The organism is Nonomuraea gerenzanensis (assembly GCF_020215645.1).
Classification (GTDB): domain Bacteria; phylum Actinomycetota; class Actinomycetes; order Streptosporangiales; family Streptosporangiaceae; genus Nonomuraea; species Nonomuraea gerenzanensis.
This window is the reverse complement of record NZ_CP084058.1, coordinates 9956750-9975299: the sequence shown is the minus strand read 5'-3', so window position 1 is coordinate 9975299 and position 18550 is coordinate 9956750. Positions and strand designations below refer to the sequence as shown.

Below are 18550 nucleotides of genomic sequence, written 5' to 3'. Positions count from 1 at the left end.
GGCATGCCCGAAGGACATCTCATCCACCGTCACGCCCGCGAGCAGCACGCGGACCTGGCCGGCCGCACCGTGCACGCCTCCAGCCCCCAGGGCCGCTTCGACGCCCAGCCCTACGACGGGCGGCTGCTGCGTTCGGTGGAAGCGGTGGGTAAGCACCTCCTCTACCACTTCGACGCCGCCCCCGCCGTCCACGTGCACCTCGGTATGCGCGGACTCTTCCTCCGCTACGACGACCCGGCGTCCTCGCCCAGGGCCGGCACGCGCCTGCGCCTGGTCACGGACGAGGTGGCCTACGACCTCATCGCCCCCTCCCGCTGCGAGCCCCTCGACGCGGGTGGCGTCGGCGCGCTGTTCGCCTCGCTCGGGCCCGACCCGCTGCGCGAGGACGCGTCCGAGGCCGAGGCGGTGCGGCGGCTGACCGCGTTCCGGGGGCCGGTGGGGGCCGCCGTGCTCGACCAGAAGGTGTGGGCGGGCGTCGGCAACGCCTGGCGGGCGGAGCTGCTGTTCTTGACCGGCCTGCATCCGGACACCCGCCACCTCGACGAGAGCGCCGCCGCCCGGCTGTGGGAGGCCGCGTCCTCGTACATGGCGCTCGGGCGCGACGCGGGGCAGGTGGTCAGCGATCCGGCGGCGCCGGACGAGCGCTGGGTGTACAAGCGCGAGCGCTGCCGCCGCTGCGGCACGCCCGTCGAGACGTGGCAGCTCGCCTCCCGGACGGCGTACGCCTGCCCGCTCGACCAGCCCGGCTGAGCACGCCATGGCCTCCTGGGCCGGGCCACGCATGCACAGCCCACCTGACCAGGGCAGGTAGCCTGAACAGTGACATGGCCACCACGATCCGTAACCCGCTGCTGGACATCCGGCGCATCTACGTCGAGCCCGCCGCCGCCGAGCTGCCGCGCGGCCAGGAGATCCTGGCCCGCTACCCCGACGCCGAGCGCGTGGAGATCGAGAGCCACCACCGCATCCCCGAGCTCTACGGCGACGAGGCGAACGTGGCCCGCTGGGTCCGCATCAAGACCGAGGCCCTGGTGCTCGGCGTCAAGAAGTCGCTGACCGCCCGCCCCAACGGCCGCTCCGCCGACTTCATCGCCCCCTCCACGGCCAACGGCTGCGCGATGGCCTGCGCCTACTGCTACGTCCCGCGCCGCAAGGGCTACAGCAACCCGATCACGGTCTTCGCCAACATCGACAAGATCCTCGGCTACGTCGAACGCCACGCGGCCCGCCAGGGCACCAAACCCGAGCCCAACCAGGTGGACCCGCACGCCTGGGTCTACGACATCGGCGAGAACTCCGACTGCTCCCTCGACGCCACGGTGTCCGACAACGTCCGCGACCTGGTGGACCTGTTCGGCCGCCTCCCCGACGCCAAGGCCAGCTTCGCCACCAAGTACGTCAACCGCGATCTGCTCGACTGGAACCCGCGCGGCGGCACCCGCGTCCGCTTCAGCCTCATGCCGCCCGCCGACTCCAAGCTCCTCGACATCCGCACCTCGCCCATCGCGGCCCGCATCGAAGCCATCAACGACTTCGTCGCGGCCGGCTACGAGGTGCACGTCAACTTCAGCCCGGTCGTCGTCCGCGACGGCTGGCTGGAGGACTGGGCCGACCTGCTCGGCCACCTCGACTCCGCCCTGAACGAGGAGTCCCGCCGGCAGCTGGCCGCCGAAGTCATCTTCCTGACCCACAACGACCGCCTCCACCAGGTCAACCTGGGCTGGCATCCCAAGGCCGAGGAAGTCCTGTGGCGGCCGGACCTCCAGCAGGCCAAACGATCGGAGACGGGCGGCTGGAACGTCCGCTACCGCAACGGCCACAAGGGCCGCTACGTCACCGCCCTGACCGACCTGATCTCGGCCCGCCTCCCGTACTGCCGCATCCGGTACGCCTTCTGAACCGCGACACCCACCCCTTGCCCAATGAGGTGGCCGGCCATGTGACGCCCGCCCCGAAAGGGCTTCGCAAGGAGGCGCTCCGCGCCACATCGCTCAGGCGCCTTCGATCGGGCGCCTTTGATCGGGCGCCTGCGGCGCACCCCCGCGCCTACGGCGCACTCGCCCACCCGTGCCCCGGTTGCCGACAACTGCAAGCCCGGACCAGCGGACCAAGATCACCAGCGCACGACATCCCCCACAGACCGCACCGCCCCACCTCCAGCACCCGGGTGTAGAAGGCAACCGCCGCGTCGAGGCCGGCGACGCCAGCACGAGGGTGATCAGGCCGGCCGATCTTCACGCGCTCACCGTACAAGAGCGCAGCTCGATGACCTCACTCGTGCTGTGGATGCGGGCCGGCGGCGGCCCGGGCCAGGCGCTTGTTCAAGGAAGCCAGCGAATCATCAGCCATGAGCAGGGGCAGACGAGGCGCGTCCTCGTCGATCCGGCGCCGCACCGCGGAATGATCGCCATGGTGACGAGTCCAGGCCCGCACGACCTCCGGCATAGCGGCGATCGCCTCATCGCTGAGAATCGCCTCTCGGGGCAGCCACTGCGTCAGGAACTGCGAGACCCTCGCCGGACTCCACCACAACGGCCGATCACCCACGAACTCGACCAGCTTCCCGAACGCCTCCCGGGCACCGGGCATCTCGTCCAGGATGTGGCCGGGCAAGCCCTCCATCCCGGGGACCTGATCGTGGGTCTCCGTCCCGGAAACGTCATATTTACCGGCCACCGAGCGAGCACGGGCGATCGCGAACGGCTCTACGGCGGGCAGCGTGTCGGCCACCCGCGCGCCCATGACCCGGCCGGTCAACTCGAAGGCGTTCAGCACGCGGCGCGCAACCCATCCGGGATCGGCCGGGCGCAGGTCCAGCTCGTCGAGGAACTTCTCCTCCTCGACCAGCGCGTCCACGGCCAAGCCGCCATTGGGCTGGTCGATGCCGACGACGAGAACATGCGGCTCCTTGCCGTTGTCGTAGCGAAAGCCCAGCACCGCCAGCACCTGCTCGCCATAGGGATCGGCCTTGCCGTACCAGGCATGATCGCAGGCCACCCGGCCCATGCGCCGCACCCACCCGGGCAGGCTCTCCGCCACACCGGCCCCCGCCTCGGTGTACGGCTGACTCGGAGCAGTCACCTCAGCCGGGTCATCGGCATCAACCAGCGGCGTGCCCGTCTCAGCCGGTTCGCCGGCTGCGATCAACGGCGTACCCGCCTCGGCGGGACCGTTGACCGAGGCCAAGGCGGCAAGGGCCAGCCGTGCCTCCTGGCCATCGTCGTCAGCTGCCCGCCGCAGGAACTCCTGCACCTGCCCGGACGCCGCCAGCTCGGCCGTGAGCCGGGCCGCCCAGAGCTCCGTCCGCAGCGGGGAACGCCATCTGAGCAGGTCGCGCGCTTGGTTGATCGCCGTGTCGAACGTCGTCGTGCTCACCTCTAGACCGTATCGCCACACCACCATCCTGAGGCTCGGCTACGCGCTCAGCCGAAGTCCTAAGTCCCTCGGGCTTCGGTGATCGAGGACGGCACACGGTTGGTCTGGGCGGTGGCGTGAACCGATGCGGTCACCTGGGCCGATCCCGGCGTCAAGACCTCGGGACGGGCTGCTGCACGCACCACGTGCGTACCGTCATGTTGCGTCGGACGGCTCGGTTTCTGCCGGCCCCCGTCAGGCGACCGGCCTTACCCCCGCCGGTCCGGATCCGTCGGGCGGTCCCGGAGAAGATGTCCGCCCATAGACGATCGGCCTCGCTCAGTCGCATGAGAGCAGTTCGCTCGACGATGAGGCCGTCAGCGGCTCTGATCGTGCTCATGCCTTACAGCGAGGAGGGCGAGTTGTACGAGGGGAATGCGCAGGCATATGTCCTCGCGCGTGACCTCGTCTGGCAGGTGGCTCGTCCGCTGGCATCATGGCGCGATGAATGACTACCGGTCCCGCAGCTCCGCCAGTTCGGCGAGCGTATGCGCGAAACTCGCCAGGCCGCAGGCATAAGCGGCAAGCGGCTGGCGGAGATCGCCGGAGTCACACAGCCCACCATCAGCAAGAACGAGACCGGCGAGATGTTGCCCTCGGTCGAGATGGTGACTCGGCTCGCGGAGGCGATCGGCCTGGAGGCCGACGTTCGGGAAGATCTGCTTGAAGAGCTGGCGCGCATCAGCACCGACATCGCGACCTGGCGCAGGTCGGGCGGCAGGGGAGAGGCGAAGCAGACCTTGTTGGCCGAGCGCGAGCGGGCCACCACCATCCGCAGGTCCTTTCACCCGGCTGCGGTGCCCGGCCTGCTCCAGACCGCTGAATACGCCCGGCAGGTCTTCGCGCGCAGCATGTTCCTGACCGCGGAGGAGACGACTCGAGCGGTTGCCGCGCGGACGGAGCGTCAGACGCTGCTCTACGCGATCGGGCACCGGTCGAGTTCCTGATCACCGAGGCCGCCCTGCGGGCCAGGCTCGGGCCTGCCGAGGTCATGCGAGCCCAGCTCGATCGACTGGCCAACATCTCCACTCTGACGAACGTCCGGCTCGGCGTCGTGCCCTGGTCGGCGGAGCTACCTCGCGTCCCCCTGCACGGGTTCGCCGTCTTCGACGGTGAGCGGGTGGTGGTCGAGACCTACACGCGGTTGCTCCAAGACCTGGGGACGGGTTCGACGAGGACGCCCGGACGCTGCTCCAGCTGATGGCTACCGAGGCTTGAATGACGCGGGCGCGTCGCGCATGCGAATATCACCTCGGTGAGGCGTACTGCCGGCCGTCGCAGGGCCGGACAGTACGCCTTCCCACCTCCATCGTCAACGGTTGTCGCCGGTCAGGCCCGCCTTACGGAGAGCCTCGGCCATGGCGCCGCTGGGAGCGGGCCGCTCCTGACGGCGCTGACCGCCGCGCCCGTCACCGCGCCCGCGCTGACCGTCGCCACCACGCTGCCCATCGCCCTTGCCGCGCCCGCCGTCACCACGACCGCCGTTACCGCGACCGCCGTCACCACGGCCACCGTTACCGCGACCACCGTCACGAGCACCTTCACGGCCACCATCACGAGCACCGTCACGAGCACCGTCAGCGCGCCCGCCCTGACCACGCCCCTGCTGGCCGTCACCACGCCCGCCGCCCTGGCGACCGGCCCCCCGGCGAGGCCCTTCACCGCCCTGCTCGGCGGCGGTCTCGTCCTCCAGCCGCAACGTCAGCGAGATGCGCTTGCGCGGAATGTCCACGTCGAGCACCTTCACCCGGACGATGTCACCCGGCTTCACCACATCGCGAGGATCCTTGACGTAGGTGCGCGACATGGCCGACACGTGGACCAGCCCGTCCTGGTGCACGCCGATGTCGACGAACGCGCCGAACGCCGCGACGTTGGTGACCACGCCCTCCAGGATCATGCCGGACGTGAGGTCGGAGATCTTCTCCACGCCCTCCTTGAAGGTGGCGGTCTTGAAGGCGGGACGCGGGTCGCGGCCCGGCTTCTCCAGCTCGCGCAGGATGTCGGTGACCGTGGGCAGGCCGAAGGTGTCGTCGGTGAAGTCGTCCGGACGCAGGGTGCGCAGCGCCGCCGTGTTGCCGATGAGCGACTTGAGGTCGGTCTTGGCCGAGGTCAGGATGCGGCGCACCACCGGGTAGGACTCGGGGTGCACACTCGACATGTCGAGCGGGTCGTCGCCGCCGCGGATGCGCAGGAAGCCCGCGCACTGCTCGAACGCCTTGGGGCCGAGGCGCGGCACGCTCTTGAGCGCGGCGCGGGTGCGGAAGGGACCGTTGGCGTCGCGGTGGCGCACGATGCTCTCCGCCAGCGTGGAGCCGATGCCGGACACGCGGGTGAGCAGGGGCGCCGAGGCGGTGTTGACGTCCACGCCGACGGCGTTGACGGCGTCTTCGACGACCGCGTCGAGCGAGCGGGAGAGCTTGGACTCGGCCAGGTCGTGCTGGTACTGGCCGACGCCGATCGACTTCGGGTCGATCTTGACCAGCTCGGCCAGCGGGTCCTGCAGGCGGCGGGCGATGGAGACCGCGCCGCGCAGCGACACGTCGAGCTCGGGCAGCTCCTGCGAGGCGTACGGGGAGGCCGAGTAGACCGAGGCGCCCGCCTCCGAGACCACGATCTTGGTGAGCCCCGGCATGTGCTTGACCAGCTCGCCGGCCAGCTTGTCGGTCTCGCGGGAGGCCGTGCCGTTGCCGATGGCGACCAGCTCGACGCCGTGCCGCTGCGCCAGCGCGCCCAGCACCGCCAGCGACTGATCCCACTGCCGCTTGGGCTCGTGCGGGTAGATGGTGGCCGTCTCGACGACCTTGCCGGTGGCGTCGACGACCGCGACCTTGACGCCCGTACGCAGGCCGGGGTCGAGCCCCATCGTCGGCCGCGCGCCGGCCGGCGCGGCGAGCAGCAGGTCGCGCAGGTTGGTGGCGAAGACCCGGACCGCCTCGTCTTCGGCCGCCTGCCACAGGCGCATGCGCAGGTCGATGCCCAGGTGCACGAGGATGCGGGTGCGCCAGGCCCAGCGCACGGTCTCGGTCAGCCACTTGTCGGCGGGGCGGCCCTGGTCGGAGACGCCGAACCGGGAGGCGATGCGCAGCTCGTAGTCGGGGCTGTCGTCGGGCTCCAGGGTGACGGAGAGGACCTCCTCCTTCTCGCCCCTGAACATGGCCAGGATGCGGTGCGAGGGCAGCTTCGTGAACGGCTCGCCGAACTCGAAGTAGTCGGAGAACTTCGCCCCCGCCTCCTCCTTGCCCTCGCGAACCTTCGACACCAGCCGCCCGCGGCTCCAGAACTGCTCCCGCAGCCCGCCGATGAGGTCGGCGTCCTCGGCGAAGCGCTCGATCAGGATGGCCCTGGCCCCTTCGAGGGCCGCGCCCGCGTCGGCGACGCCCTCGGTGACGAAGGACTCGGCGGTGGCCGCCGGGTCGAGCGTGGGGTCGGCCAGGAGCTGGTCGGCCAGCGGCTCCAGCCCCAGCTCGCGGGCGATCTGCGCCTTGGTGCGCCGCTTGGGCTTGTAGGGGAGGTAGATGTCCTCGAGCCTGGCCTTGGTCTCGGCGGCCATGATCTGCTCGCGCAGCTCGTCGTCGAGCTTGCCCTGGGACTCGATGGACTCCAGGATCGCCGCCCTGCGCTCATCGAGCTCGCGCAGGTAACGCAGCCGCTCCTCCAGCGTGCGCAGTTGTGCGTCGTCGAGCGCGCCGGTGGCCTCTTTGCGGTATCGCGCGATGAACGGCACGGTCGCGCCGCCGTCGAGCAGGTCGACGGCCGCCTGCACCTGCCCGTCGCGTACGCCGAGCTCTGCGGCGATCCGCTGGTGAATAGAGAGCACTTGCCTGCCTTTCGATGGTCCCGCCGGTCAATTGTGCAGGACGACGCCGTCCTTCATGACCAGAGTGCGCGCAGGGTGAACGACCACGGCCTCCGCCGGGCTCCCGGCCGGCACCACGACGAGGTCGGCCCGGTCGCCCGGAGCGAGCCCGTAGTCGTCGAGCCCCAGCGCCCGCGCGCCGCCGACGGTGGCCGCCTCCAGCGCCAGCTCGATGTCGTCGTCTCTGCGGAACGTGCTGCGGTAGGCGACGTGCATCGCCCGCTCCAGCATGTCGCCGCTGCCGTACGGGCCCCACAGGTCGCGGATGCCGTCGTGCCCGCACGCGACCGTGACCCCGGCGGCCCGCAGCTTCTTGACGGGCGGCACGGGGAAGTCGTAGACGGCGGCCGTGATCACCGCGACGCCGGCCTCCGCCAGGGCTTCCGCGAGGCGGTCCTGGTGGGCGTCGTCGAGCTGGCCCAGCGCGTACGCGTGGCTGACCGCCACCCTGCCGCCGAGCCCGAGCACCCTCGTCCGTTCGATGATCAGCTCCAGCTCCCACCCGCCCAGCGAGCCCCCGTCGTGCAGGTGGATGTCGAGGTGGGTGCCATAGCGCGCGGCCAGGCCGAAGACGATGTCGAGGTGGCGCACCGGGTCGCGGTCGATGCCCGCGGGGTCGAGGCCGCCCACGGCCTCCACGCCGCTCTTGAGCGCCTCCTCCAGCAGCTCGGCCGTGCCGCGGTTGGTGAGCACGCCGTGCTGGGGGAAGGCGACCTGGCGCACGTCCACGGGGGAGCTCGCGGCGGCCTCGCGCACGGCTTCGACCCCGCGCAGGCCCGCCGCGGGGTCGATGTCGGTGTGGGTGCGCACGTGCGTGGTGCCCGCCCTGCTCATCCGCTCCAGCAGGGCGGCGATCCGCGGCACGCTCGGGACGCCCAGCTCGGCGCGGCGGCCCAGATCGTTGGCGATGCGGCCGGCGAGCGTGTCGTCGGCGGAGTGGGGCACCCACGGGCCGCCGTAGAGGGTCTTGTCGAGATGGCAGTGGGCCTCGACGAGACCGGGCAGGACGAGCTGCCCCGCCACGTCGAAGACCTGCGCGCCGGGCGCCGCGATCGGGCCGGTGGAGACCCGCTCGACGCGGCCGGCGCGGACCAGGATGTCGGCAGGCGCTCCGAGCCCCCAGGGGAGCCCGCCACGGAGCAGCACGTCGGTCATGCCCAGCACCCTAAAGGGCGGGACCGACGATTTCCCTGCCTCTGGTGTGACGGTTCTGAAGACCTATTCGACGACGAGCTTGACGGGGATGTTGCCACGGGTGGCGTTGGAGTACGGGCACACCTGGTGAGTGGCCTCGATCAGCTCCTGCGCGACGTCCGGCGCGATGCCGTCGGGCAGCTCCACCCGGAGCGTGGCGTCGAGCTGGAAGCCGCCCTTGCCGTTGGGGGACAGGCCGACCTCGGCCGTGACGGCGGCGTCCTCGACGTCGAGCTGCTTGCTGCCCGCCACCAGGCGCAGCGCCGAGGCGAAGCAGGCCGCGTAGCCGGCGGCGAACAGCTGCTCGGGGTTGGTGCCCTCGCCGTCGCCGCCCAGCTCCTTCTGCAGGGCGAGCTTGACGTCGAGCCTGCCGTCGGAGGAGACCGCGCGGGCGTCGCGGCCGGCTGAGGTGGCGATGGCGGTGTAGATGCTCATGATCCGTGACCTCTCCCTAGGTAGACAGACCTGTCTGTCTAGAAGCAAGACTAGACAGGTCTGTCTGGTACCGTCAACAGGTGAGCACAGAAACGCGGCAGAGCCCGGCACGCACCCGCGTGCTCCAGACCGCCGCCCGCCTGTTCTACGGCGAGGGCGTGCACACGGTGGGCATCGACCGCATCATCGCCGAGGCGGGGGTCGCGAAGGCGACCTTCTACCACCACTTCCCGAGCAAGGACGACCTGGTCAGGGCTTACATCGTCGAGCAGTCGACGCTGCAGCGCGGCCTGGCGGACAGCGTCCGCGAGGGCTCACCCCGGCAGCGGTTGCACGCCATCTTCGCGTTCATGTGCGAGTTCGGGGCCGGGCCCACCTTCCGGGGCTGCCCGTTCGTCAACACGGCGGCCGAATACCCCGATCCCGGGCATCCCGTGCGTGCGGCCATCGCCGCGCACCGGCGCTGGAACCGTGAGCTCTACCGCGACCTGCTGGCCGCCGACGGGCATCCGGATCCCGAGCGCACCGCCGACGTGCTCATGCTGCTCAGGGACGGGCTCGTGGTCGGCTTCGACCTCGACGACCCCGCCACCGTCAAGAGGGCCGTCGAGCAGGCGCTCGCCCGCGTGCTCAGCTCCTGAACCGGTCGGACGGCGCCGAGCGGGCGCTCAGCTCCTGAACCGAGCGGGAACGCCCGCTGCGCCGGTCAGATGGCGTCGAGAGCCGGTCAGATGGCGTCGAGATGGGCGACGTTCGCGACGTCGGCCGGATCGGTGCTCCGGCGCCCCTCCAGCCAGGCGTCCAGGATCTCCTCCAGCACCACCTCCGAGGTGAGCCGCAGGCTGAGGGCCAGCACGTTGGCGTCGTTCCACTTGCGGGCGCCGTCGGCGGTGTAGGCGTCCACGCACAGGGCCGCGCGCACGCCGGGCACCTTGTTCGCGGCGATCGAGGCGCCCGTGCCGGTCCAGCAGCAGACCACGCCCTGGTCGGCGCGGCCCTCGCTGACGTCTCTGGCGGCCAGCTCGCAGGCCCACGCCCAGTCGTCGCGCTCGCTGTCGGCGAGCGCGCCGTGCGTCACCACCTCGTGACCCCGCCTGCGCAGCTCGGACACGACCCGCTCGGCCACGCCGTCCTTGCTGTCGGCGGCCACAGAAAACCGCATGCGCGCCCCCTTCCGGTTCCAGGGTAGAGCGCGGCGCGGGGCTGTGAGACTGGCGTCATGAGGCGGTATGTGCTTGGTTGTGGCGGCATATGAGAATTGATGCGAACGATATCCCGGCCCTCGCCCGCGGCTGCGCCGTGCTGGGCACCGGCGGCGGGGGAGATGTGCGGACGGGCTCGCTGGCCGCGATCCGAGCCATCCGCGCGTACGGCCCCGTCCCTCTTCTGCAACTGGACGACCTGCCCGGCGACGCGCTCATCCTGCCGCTGTCCGGCATCGGCGCGCCGACCGTCAGCCACGAGATGATCCACGGCGAGGACGAGCCGAAGCGCATCGCCGAGGAGGCCGAGCGGCTCTTCGGCCGGCCGCCGAGCGCGATCATGTCCTCGGAGATCGGCGGCGCCAACGGCGTCGCGCCCGTCGCCTGGGCCGCCCAGCTCGGCGTGCCGCTGCTCGACGCCGACGGCATGGGCCGGGCCTTCCCCGAGGTGCAGATGGTCTCGATGTACGTGGCGGGGATCCCGGCCGACCTGGTGATCATGTCGGACGTCGCGGGCAACGTGGTGACCATCCGCCCGGTGGACGGGCTCTGGTCCGAGCGCATCGCGCGGGCCGTCTGCGTGGCGGCGGGCTCGCACGCGCTGATGTCCGACTACCTGCTGACCGCCGACCGGGCCAGGGGCGCGGTCATCGAGGGTACGGTCACCCGTGCCCTGGAGGTGGGCCGGGCCACGGAGGGCGCCGCCGACCCGCTCGGCGCGCTGCGCGACTCCCTCGGCGCCGCCAGGCTCATCACCGGCAAGCTGACCGACGTGGAGCGGCGCACCACGGGCGGTTTCGTCCGCGGCACCGCCACGATCGAGGGCACCGGTGACGACCGTGGCCGCAGCCTGACCCTGGAGCTGCAGAACGAGAACCTGGTCGCGGTCGAGGACGGCCGGATGCGCGCCATGGTGCCCGACCTCATCACCGTCGTGGACACCGAGACCGCCGCCGCCGTCCAGACCGAGGGCCTGCGGTACGGGCAGCGCGTCACCGTCCTCGCCTGGCCCTGCGACCCGCTGTGGCGCACGCCCAAGGGCCTGGAGACCGCCGGGCCGCGGGCCTTCGGCTACGACCTGGACTACGTGCCCGTCGAGGAGCTGACGCATGGCTGACCTCAAGATCGGGATCGACGTCGGCGGGACGAACACCGACGCGGTCGTGCTCGACGCCGACGGCCGGGTGATCGCCAAGGCCAAGCGGCCGACCAGCCCGGACGTGACCGACGGCCTGCGCGCGGCCCTGGACGCGGTGCTCGCCGAGCTGGACGACGACGACGCGCGCCGAGACAGCCCCGCCGGTGGGCGTGAGGGTGGGCGCGACGGCGGCGGGCGCGGCGACGGTGGGCGCGGCGACGGTAGGCGCGAGGGCGGGCGCGGCGGCCGTGAGAGCGTCACGCGCGTCATGCTGGGCACCACCCACGCCACCAACGCCATCCTGGAGCGCCGCGGCCTAGGCCGGGTGGCCGTGATCCGGCTGGGCGCCCCCGCCACCACCGCCGTCCCCCCGCTCTGCGACTGGCCGGACGACCTGCGCAAGGCCGTCTCGGCGGGCGAGGCGATCGTGCCGGGTGGCCACTACGTGGACGGCCGCGAGATCAGCCCGCTCGACCTGGACGCGATCCGCCGCTTCCTCGACGGCGTGCGCGCCGACGCCGTGGCCGTGACCAGCGTGTTCAGCCCCGCCGACGACGGCCACGAGCGCCGCGTCGAGGAGCTGGTCAGGGCCGAGTACGGCCTGCCCGTCTCGGTGAGCAGCGAGATCGGCTCCCTGGGCCTGCTGGAGCGCGAGAACGCCACGGTGCTCAACGCCGCCCTCTACGGCGTCGCCGCCCACGTCGTCGACGCCCTGGTCACCGCGCTGGCGGAGCGGGGCCTGGGGGCGCGGCCCTACCTGGCGCAGAACGACGGCACGCTCATGACGCTGGAGCACGCCGCCCGCCTGCCGGTCTCCACGATCGGCTCAGGCCCGGCGAACTCGCTGCGCGGCGCCGCGTACCTGTCGGGCGTGGCCGACGCGGTCGTGGTGGACGTGGGCGGCACGTCCACGGACCTCGGCGTGCTGGCCGGCGGGTTCCCCCGGGAGTCGGCGGCTGCGGTCGAGATCGGCGGCGTGCTGACCAACTTCCGCATGCCCGACATCCTGGCCATCGCGCTCGGCGGCGGGACCGTCGTGCGCCCGCACGGGCTCGGCCCCGACTCGGTGGGCTACCGGATCGGGCGTGAGGCGCTGGTGTTCGGCGGGACGACGGCGACGATGACGGACGCGGCCGTCGCGGCGGGCAGGGTTCCCTCGGGAGGCGAAACCTGGCACGACCGCCTTCGGGGTGACATGTCGGAAGAAAAGGCAGACATTCTGGAAAGCGCGGTTACCCGCGCCGACGAGATGGTGATCGACGCCGTGGACCGCATGACGCTCGGCAGGACCGACCGTCCCCTGGTGGCGGTAGGGGGCGGGGCGTTCCTGCTGCCCGATCGCATCCCGGGCGTGAGCCGCGTGATCAGGCCGGAGCACGCCGAGGTGGCCAACGCCGTGGGCGCCGCCATCGCCCTGGCGAGCGGCAGAGTCGATACGATCTTGCCAGCGGGAGACAGCCGGTCGGCGGCGATCGACGGCGCCAAGGAGGAGGCGCGGGCGCGGGCCGTGGCGGCGGGGGCGGACCCCGCCGGGGTCGAGATCGTGGACCTCCTCGAAGTGCCGCTGAGCTATCTCTCCGAGCCCGCCGTGCGGGTGCACGTCAAAGCAGCCGGACCCCTCGCCCGGTGACACATCGAAAGGATCCCCCCACCATGCGCTGGCACAAGCGGCTGCTCGTCGCCGGGGTAGCCGGCGTCCTCGCCCTGACCGCGTCCGCGTGCGCGGGCGGTCAGGTGCGCGGCGCCGGCGGTACGCCCCAGCCCCAGGCGAGCAGCGGAAGTCCGGCCGGCCAGACCGGCGGGCAGGCCAACGACAGCACGTTCGTCTACGCGCCGAACTCCGACGTGGTCACCGACTGGGACCCGGCGACCTCCTACTCCAACGAGATCGTCGCCCTGGCGAACATCTACGAGGGCCTCACCAGGTACAACTCCCAGACCAAGCAGGCCGAGCCGCGCCTGGCGACCGAGTGGACGTCGTCGGACGACGGCAAGGAGTGGACGTTCAAACTGCGGCAGGGCGTGAAATTCCACACCGGCGACCCGATGGACGCCGAGGCCGCCAAGCAGGCGATCGAGCGGACGATCGGGAAGAAGGGCGGCGCCGCCTACATCTGGGACCCGGTGGACCGGATCGAGGCGGTGGACGCGAGCACGCTGAAGTTCACGCTCAAGTACGCCGCCCCGCTCGACCTGGTCACCTCCTCCGGCTACGCGGCCTGGATCTACGACGTGGACGCCGTGGACGCCGACGGCAAGACGACCGCCGGCACGGGCCCGTACACGATCGACTCGTGGAAGAAGGGCGAGGAGAACGAGCTGACGCTGAAGGCGTTCGAGGACTACTGGGGCGGCTGGAAGCCGGAGCAGTACAAGAAGGTCACCTTCCGCGTCACGCCGGAGATCACCACCGCCTGGCAGCTCGTGCAGAAGGGCGAGGTGAACTTCGTCAGGCGCCTGAACCCGCAGCTGTTCGAGCAGGCCGGGATGACCCAGGGCGTGCAGACCGCGCAGGCGCAGTCGTTCCAGAACCTGCTGGTGCTCTTCAACACCGCCGCCGGCCCCACCAAGGACGTCAAGGTGCGGCAGGCGCTGCAGCTCGCGATCGACTACGACGGCCTGGCGGCGGCGCTGGAGGGCTCGGGCGTCAAGGCCAGCGGCCTGGTGCCGCAGGGCCTGATCGGCCACGTCAACGGCATGGAGCCCAAGCAGGACCTGCCCAAGGCCCAGCAGCTGCTCGCCGAGGCCGGGTACGGCCCCGACCTGGAGGAGCTGGAGCTGAGCCTGACCTACGCCACCGGCGACGAGGACCAGAAGCTGCTGGTGACGCTGCTCAGCTCGACGCTCAAGCAGCTCAACGTGACGCTGCGGGCCAAGCCGATGAGCTGGAGCGCGCAGTGGGACCTGGGCAAGAAGGGCGGCCAGGACGTCTTCGTCATGTACTGGTACCCGGACTATCCGGACGCCTACTCCTGGTTCCTCAACGTGTTCAAGAGCGCCGACAAGCCGCAGTTCAACCTGTCGTACCTGAAGAACGCGGAGATCGACGCGGCCATCGACAAGCTGCCCGAGCTGACGGCCACCGACAAGCTGGCGGCCGAGCAGGAGTACCAGAGGCTCCAGCAGAAGATCATCCAGGAGGAGGCGGCGGTCGCGGTGCCGTACGTGCAGCGCTACCAGCGCGCGCTGTCGGCCGACGTCCAGGGCTACCAGGACAACCCGGCCTACCCCAGCGTGGTCTTCTTCTACGATCTGACGCGCGCCGGCTAGCCCGTGCTGCGTCATCTGGCCCGCCGGCTCGGCCAGGCCCTCCTGGTCGTGGCCGGCGTGGTCGTGCTCACGTTCGCGGTCATGCGGCTGGTGCCCGGTGACCCGGCGGTCGCGTTCGCCGGGCCGAAGGCCACGCCCGAGCAGCTCGCCGAGGCCCGCGCGCGGTTCGGGCTGGACGACCCGCTGCCCGTGCAGCTCGTCAACTACGCGCGTGACCTGGTGACCGGCGACTGGGGGACCAGCCTGCGCACCAGGCAGCCGGTGCGCGACGATCTCTACCTGGCCTTCCCCGCCTCGCTGGAACTGGTCGGGGCGGCGCTGCTCCTGGCCATCGCCGTGGGCATCCCGCTGGGGGTGCTCGCCGCCCGCCACAACAGGCGGCTGCCGGACTTCGGGGTGCGGCTCGGCAGCATGCTGGCCGTCTCCGTGCCGGTGTTCTGGCTGGCCCTGGCCCTGCAGACGGTGTTCGCCAGCCACCTCGGCTGGTTCCCGGTCGCCGGCGAGTACGACACCTCGCTCGACACCACCAGCCCGCTCACCCTCTGGACGAACATCACCGTCGTCGACGCCCTCATCACCGGCAACTGGCCCATCTTCACCAGCACCCTGGAGCACCTGGTGCTGCCCGCCGTGGTCGTGGCCGCCTACCCGGCGGGCGTGATCGCCCAGATGACCAGGGCCGCGCTGATCGAGGAGTCGGGGCAGGACCACGCCAGGCTGGAGCGGGCGCTGGGGTTCGGGGAGACGTCGATCCTGACCAAGTTCGCGCTGCGGCCCGCGCTGAGCCCGGTGCTGTCGCTGATCGCGCTGGTCTTCGCGTACGCGATCGTCAACGGCTTCCTGGTCGAGGCCGTCTTCAACTGGCCGGGCCTGGGCCGCTACGCCGCCGAGTCGATCCGCTCGCTGGACACTCCCGGCATCGCGGGCGTCACGCTCCTGGTCGCCCTGGTGTACGTGCTGGCCAACCTGGTCGTGGACCTCCTCCAGGGCTTCGTCGATCCCCGTACGAGGTCGCGATGACGACGGACACGCAACCGCTGCGCCGCAGCCTGCCCCGCGTCCCCGACCGGTTCGCCGCCTTCGGGGCCATCCTGCTGGCCGTGATCGTGCTGGCCGCCGTGCTGGCGCCGTGGCTGGCTCCGTACCCGCTGGACGAGCCGCGCCCGCTGGAGCGGCTGCTGCCGCCGAGCGGCGCGCACTGGTTCGGCACCGACCAGGTGGGGCGGGACGTGCTCACCCGGATCCTGTACGGCGGGCGCACCTCGCTGACCATCGCCGTGGCCGTGCTGGGCGTCTCCGCGGTGGCCGGGGTGACGCTGGGCGTGGTCGCCGGGTACGCGGGCGGCTGGCTCAGGGACGCGATCATGCGGGTCACGGACGTGTTCCTGGCCTTCCCCGCGCTGCTGCTCTCCCTGGCGCTGGCCGTGGTGCTGCAGCCCAGCGTGAACACCGTGATCCTGGCCATCGCGGTGACCTGGTGGCCCTGGTACGCCCGGCTGGCCGCCTCCGTGGCCGCCTCGATCGCGACCAGGCCGTACGTGGACGCCGCGCGCTGCCTCGGCGTGCCGGCCCCGCTGATCGTCCTGCGGCACGTGCTGCCGAACTCGCTCACCCCCGTCCTGGTGCAGCTCTCGCTGGACGCGGGCGGGGTGATCCTGACCTCGGCGGCGCTGTCGTACCTGGGGCTGGGCGCGCAGGAGCCGACGGCGGAGTGGGGGCTGATGGTGCAGCAGGGGCAGACGCTGTTCACCACGAACTGGTGGGTGGTGACCTTCCCCGGGCTGGCGATCCTGCTGACGGCGTTCGCGTTCAACGTGCTGGGGGAGGGCCTGCGCAACGCCCTCGACCCCCGAGCGGAGGAGCTCGGCAGGAGAGAGCGACGAAGGAGCCAACGGATGCCGAAGCGGCCGCGACCATGAGCACGCAGGGCGGTCAGGTGATCGAGGTGCGGGATCTCAAGGTGCGCTACGGCGAGCGGGTCGTCGCCGACGTGCCCGAGCTGGACGTGGGCGCGGGGGAGTGCGTGGCGATCGTGGGGGAGAGCGGGTCGGGCAAGTCCACGACGCTGCTCTCGCTCCTCGGCCTCACCGAGCATGCCGAAATCTCAGGACACGTACGGGTATGCGGCGTGGACGTGCTCACCGCCCCGCAGAAGGCGCTGCGCCGGATCCGCGGCGCCCGCGCGGCCCTGGTCATGCAGTCGCCGCAGGCCGCGCTCAGCCCCGCCACCCGCCTGGGCACCCTCATGCGCCGCGCGCTCAAGCTGCACGGCAGGCAGGGCAACGACGTGGACGCGGCCCTGGAGGCGGTCCTGCTCGACCGCGAGATCCTGCGCCGCTACCCGCACGAGGTCTCCGGCGGCCAGGCCCAGCGCTTCGCCATCGCGCTGGCCATCGCCCTGGGCGCCGAGGTCGTCCTGGCCGACGAGCCGACCAGCGCGCTGGACGTGACCGTGCAGGCCGAGGTGGTCGGCGTGCTGCGCAGGCTCAGGGCCGAGCGGGACCTGGCGCTCCTGCTCGTCTCCCACGACCTGGCCCTGGTCTCGACGATCGCGGACCGGGTGCTGGTCATGAAGGACGGGGCGGTGGTGGAGTCGGGGCCCGCCGCCGAGGTGCTGGCGCGGCCGTCCCATCCCTACACCCGAGAGCTGCTGGAGGCACTGCCGTGACCATGCTCAGGGCCGAGCGGGTGACGCTCGGGTACGGCCGCCGCCCCGTCGTGCACGAGGTCAGCCTGGACATCACCGAGGGCGGCGTGGGCCTGATCGGGGAGAGCGGCTCGGGCAAGACGACGCTGGCGCGCGCGTTCCTGGGCCTGCTGCGCCCCCTGTCAGGCGACATCTGGTACGGCGACCGGACGCTCGACAAAGCGGACCTGAGGGCGTTCCGCAGGGACGTGCAGCCCGTCTTCCAGGCCGAGGCCCTCGACCCCAGGATGCGCGTCGGCCGCTCCGTCGCCGAGGCGCTCCCGCGCGCCGCCCGCGACCGCGTCGGCGAGCTGCTCGAACAGGTCGGCCTCGACCCCGAGCTGGCCGGCCGCCGCCCGCACCAGCTCTCGGGCGGCCAGCGCCAGCGCGTGGTGATCGCCAGGGCCCTGGCGGTCGGCCCCCGCCTGCTCATCCTGGATGAGCCCACCAGCGCGCTCGACGTCACCGTGCAGGCCAGGATCCTCGACCTGCTGGCCTCGCTGGAGACCGAGCGCCTGCTCATCACCCACAACCTGGCCGTCGTGCGGCGGCTCTGCCGCACCTCCCACGTGCTCTTCGCCGGCCGCGTGGTCGAGTCGGGCCCCACCGCGCGGCTCCTGGCGAACCCGGCGCACCCGTACACCAGGGCCCTGCGCGACGCCGTGCCGACGCTCGGCGGCGAACCGCCGCGGGCCAGGGGCAGGACGGAGGCCGTCCCGGCGGCGACCGGCTGCCCGTTCAGGCTGCGCTGCCCGCTGGCCGTGCCCGCGTGCGAGCAGGCGCCGGCCCCGCGGGAGGTGGACGGCCGTCAGGTGGCCTGTCACCGGGCGGAGGACGTGCTCTCCACCTGAGTCCTCAGGTACGCGCACATGTCGTCGGAGAGCTTCTCCAGCAGCCGGGCCAGCTCTCCCCGCTCCGACTCCGGCCAGTCGGCCAGCACGGCCTCGAACCACTGTGAGGCCGCCCGCCGGCACGCCAGGGCCGCATGGCCGCCCGCCTCCGTGAGCGCGATGCGCCAGGCCCGGCCGTCGTCGGGGTCGCGGACCCGCTCGACCAGCCCGCGCCGCTCCAGCGCGGCCACGTGCCGCGTCACGTGCGGGCTCTCCACCTGCAGGCTCTCGGCGATCTTCCCGATCCTGCGCGGCTCGGCCGCGTCCAGCAGATCGACGAGGATCTGGACATCCGGCCGGTCCAGGCGGATGCCCGCGGCCTCGGTCAGCCGCTCGTGCGTCTTGGCGCGGTTGAGTGAGGTCGCGAGCCGGCGATAGGCGTCCACGGTTCGGTGCAGATTCTCGTCCATCCGCTTGATTACCTAACTTACGTATGTATTATCGGTGCTCGATTACTTACCC

At 71.8% G+C, this 18550-nt stretch carries 18 protein-coding genes and 1 pseudogene; 13 read left to right on the top strand and 6 right to left on the bottom strand.

The window, feature by feature from the left end:
- Nucleotides 1-3 precede the first annotated feature (3 nt).
- Both LCN96_RS46340 and LCN96_RS46335 read left to right on the top strand, forming a co-directional pair.
- A complete protein-coding gene (locus LCN96_RS46340) occupies nucleotides 4-750 on the top strand; it encodes an Fpg/Nei family DNA glycosylase (RefSeq protein ID WP_225268767.1) in 747 nt (248 codons plus the stop codon).
- 74 nt (nucleotides 751-824) lie between these two features.
- The gene (locus tag LCN96_RS46335; RefSeq protein ID WP_225268766.1) at nucleotides 825-1898 is read left to right on the top strand and encodes a spore photoproduct lyase family protein; all 1074 of its coding nucleotides are present in this window, start codon (nucleotides 825-827) and stop codon (nucleotides 1896-1898) included.
- Between the two features lie 373 nt (nucleotides 1899-2271).
- On the opposite strand, the gene LCN96_RS46330 is transcribed toward LCN96_RS46335, so the two are convergent.
- The gene (locus LCN96_RS46330; RefSeq protein ID WP_225268765.1) at nucleotides 2272-3375 is read right to left on the bottom strand and encodes a hypothetical protein; all 1104 of its coding nucleotides are present in this window, start codon (nucleotides 3373-3375) and stop codon (nucleotides 2272-2274) included.
- Between the two features lie 524 nt (nucleotides 3376-3899).
- Here LCN96_RS46330 and LCN96_RS56985 point away from each other — a divergent pair.
- From LCN96_RS56985 to LCN96_RS56975, 3 genes and pseudogenes are all read left to right on the top strand, one after another.
- Nucleotides 3900-4064: pseudogene (locus LCN96_RS56985) on the top strand (helix-turn-helix domain-containing protein); the annotation flags it as partial.
- A gap of 90 nt (nucleotides 4065-4154) precedes the next feature.
- Nucleotides 4155-4361, top strand: a complete 207-nt coding sequence (locus LCN96_RS56980) for a DUF5753 domain-containing protein (protein WP_263657557.1) — start codon at nucleotides 4155-4157, stop codon at nucleotides 4359-4361.
- A complete protein-coding gene (locus LCN96_RS56975; protein WP_311132637.1) occupies nucleotides 4358-4615 on the top strand; it encodes a Scr1 family TA system antitoxin-like transcriptional regulator in 258 nt (85 codons plus the stop codon). Before LCN96_RS56980 ends, LCN96_RS56975 begins: the two co-directional genes overlap by 4 nt.
- 111 nt (nucleotides 4616-4726) lie before the next feature.
- Here the strand turns inward: LCN96_RS56975 and LCN96_RS46320 are convergent, their stop codons facing one another.
- From LCN96_RS46320 to LCN96_RS46310, 3 genes are all read right to left on the bottom strand, one after another.
- Nucleotides 4727-7234, bottom strand: a complete 2508-nt coding sequence (locus LCN96_RS46320) for a Tex family protein (protein ID WP_225268764.1) — start codon at nucleotides 7232-7234, stop codon at nucleotides 4727-4729.
- Nucleotides 7235-7261: 27 nt separating this feature from the next.
- Entirely contained in the window at nucleotides 7262-8428 is a 1167-nt protein-coding gene (locus tag LCN96_RS46315; protein WP_225268763.1) for an amidohydrolase, read from the bottom strand.
- Nucleotides 8429-8491: 63 nt separating this feature from the next.
- Nucleotides 8492-8902 carry an organic hydroperoxide resistance protein gene (locus LCN96_RS46310; RefSeq protein WP_225268762.1) on the bottom strand — a complete coding sequence of 137 codons (411 nt, stop codon included), beginning with the start codon at nucleotides 8900-8902 and terminating at the stop codon, nucleotides 8492-8494.
- Between the two features lie 80 nt (nucleotides 8903-8982).
- On the opposite strand from LCN96_RS46310, the gene LCN96_RS46305 reads away from it, so the two are divergent.
- Nucleotides 8983-9543 (top strand): TetR/AcrR family transcriptional regulator, encoded by a 561-nt coding sequence (locus tag LCN96_RS46305; RefSeq protein ID WP_225268761.1) that lies wholly within the window; start codon nucleotides 8983-8985, stop codon nucleotides 9541-9543.
- Between the two features lie 86 nt (nucleotides 9544-9629).
- Here the strand turns inward: LCN96_RS46305 and LCN96_RS46300 are convergent, their stop codons facing one another.
- Nucleotides 9630-10064: an RpiB/LacA/LacB family sugar-phosphate isomerase gene (locus LCN96_RS46300; RefSeq protein ID WP_225268760.1), complete on the bottom strand. Its 435-nt coding sequence runs from the start codon at nucleotides 10062-10064 to the stop codon at nucleotides 9630-9632.
- 89 nt (nucleotides 10065-10153) lie between these two features.
- On the opposite strand from LCN96_RS46300, the gene LCN96_RS46295 reads away from it, so the two are divergent.
- Genes LCN96_RS46295 through LCN96_RS46265 form a run of 7 tightly spaced genes read left to right on the top strand, consistent with a single transcriptional unit; the run spans nucleotide 10154 to nucleotide 18049 of the window.
- A complete protein-coding gene (locus LCN96_RS46295; RefSeq protein ID WP_225268759.1) occupies nucleotides 10154-11221 on the top strand; it encodes a DUF917 domain-containing protein in 1068 nt (355 codons plus the stop codon).
- Complete coding sequence (locus LCN96_RS46290; RefSeq protein ID WP_225268758.1) at nucleotides 11214-12872, top strand: hydantoinase/oxoprolinase N-terminal domain-containing protein; 1659 nt, start codon at nucleotides 11214-11216, stop codon at nucleotides 12870-12872. Before LCN96_RS46295 ends, LCN96_RS46290 begins: the two co-directional genes overlap by 8 nt.
- Before the next feature lie 23 nt (nucleotides 12873-12895).
- A complete protein-coding gene (locus LCN96_RS46285; RefSeq protein WP_225268757.1) occupies nucleotides 12896-14512 on the top strand; it encodes an ABC transporter substrate-binding protein in 1617 nt (538 codons plus the stop codon).
- A gap of 3 nt (nucleotides 14513-14515) precedes the next feature.
- Nucleotides 14516-15532, top strand: coding sequence for an ABC transporter permease (locus tag LCN96_RS46280; protein WP_225268756.1), 1017 nt, complete (start codon nucleotides 14516-14518; stop codon nucleotides 15530-15532).
- The gene (locus tag LCN96_RS46275) at nucleotides 15529-16431 is read left to right on the top strand and encodes an ABC transporter permease (protein ID WP_225268755.1); all 903 of its coding nucleotides are present in this window, start codon (nucleotides 15529-15531) and stop codon (nucleotides 16429-16431) included. Before LCN96_RS46280 ends, LCN96_RS46275 begins: the two co-directional genes overlap by 4 nt.
- On the top strand, nucleotides 16428-17180 hold the full coding sequence (locus LCN96_RS46270) for an ATP-binding cassette domain-containing protein (RefSeq protein ID WP_225268754.1): 753 nt from the start codon (nucleotides 16428-16430) through the stop codon (nucleotides 17178-17180). Before LCN96_RS46275 ends, LCN96_RS46270 begins: the two co-directional genes overlap by 4 nt.
- A 2-nt stretch (nucleotides 17181-17182) precedes the next feature.
- The gene (locus LCN96_RS46265; RefSeq protein ID WP_225276208.1) at nucleotides 17183-18049 is read left to right on the top strand and encodes an ABC transporter ATP-binding protein; all 867 of its coding nucleotides are present in this window, start codon (nucleotides 17183-17185) and stop codon (nucleotides 18047-18049) included.
- Here LCN96_RS46265 and LCN96_RS46260 read toward each other — a convergent pair.
- Complete coding sequence (locus tag LCN96_RS46260) at nucleotides 18019-18498, bottom strand: MarR family winged helix-turn-helix transcriptional regulator (protein WP_225268753.1); 480 nt, start codon at nucleotides 18496-18498, stop codon at nucleotides 18019-18021. The two genes, LCN96_RS46265 and LCN96_RS46260, sit on opposite strands and share 31 nt — an antisense overlap.
- Between the last annotated feature and the right edge of the window lie 52 nt (nucleotides 18499-18550).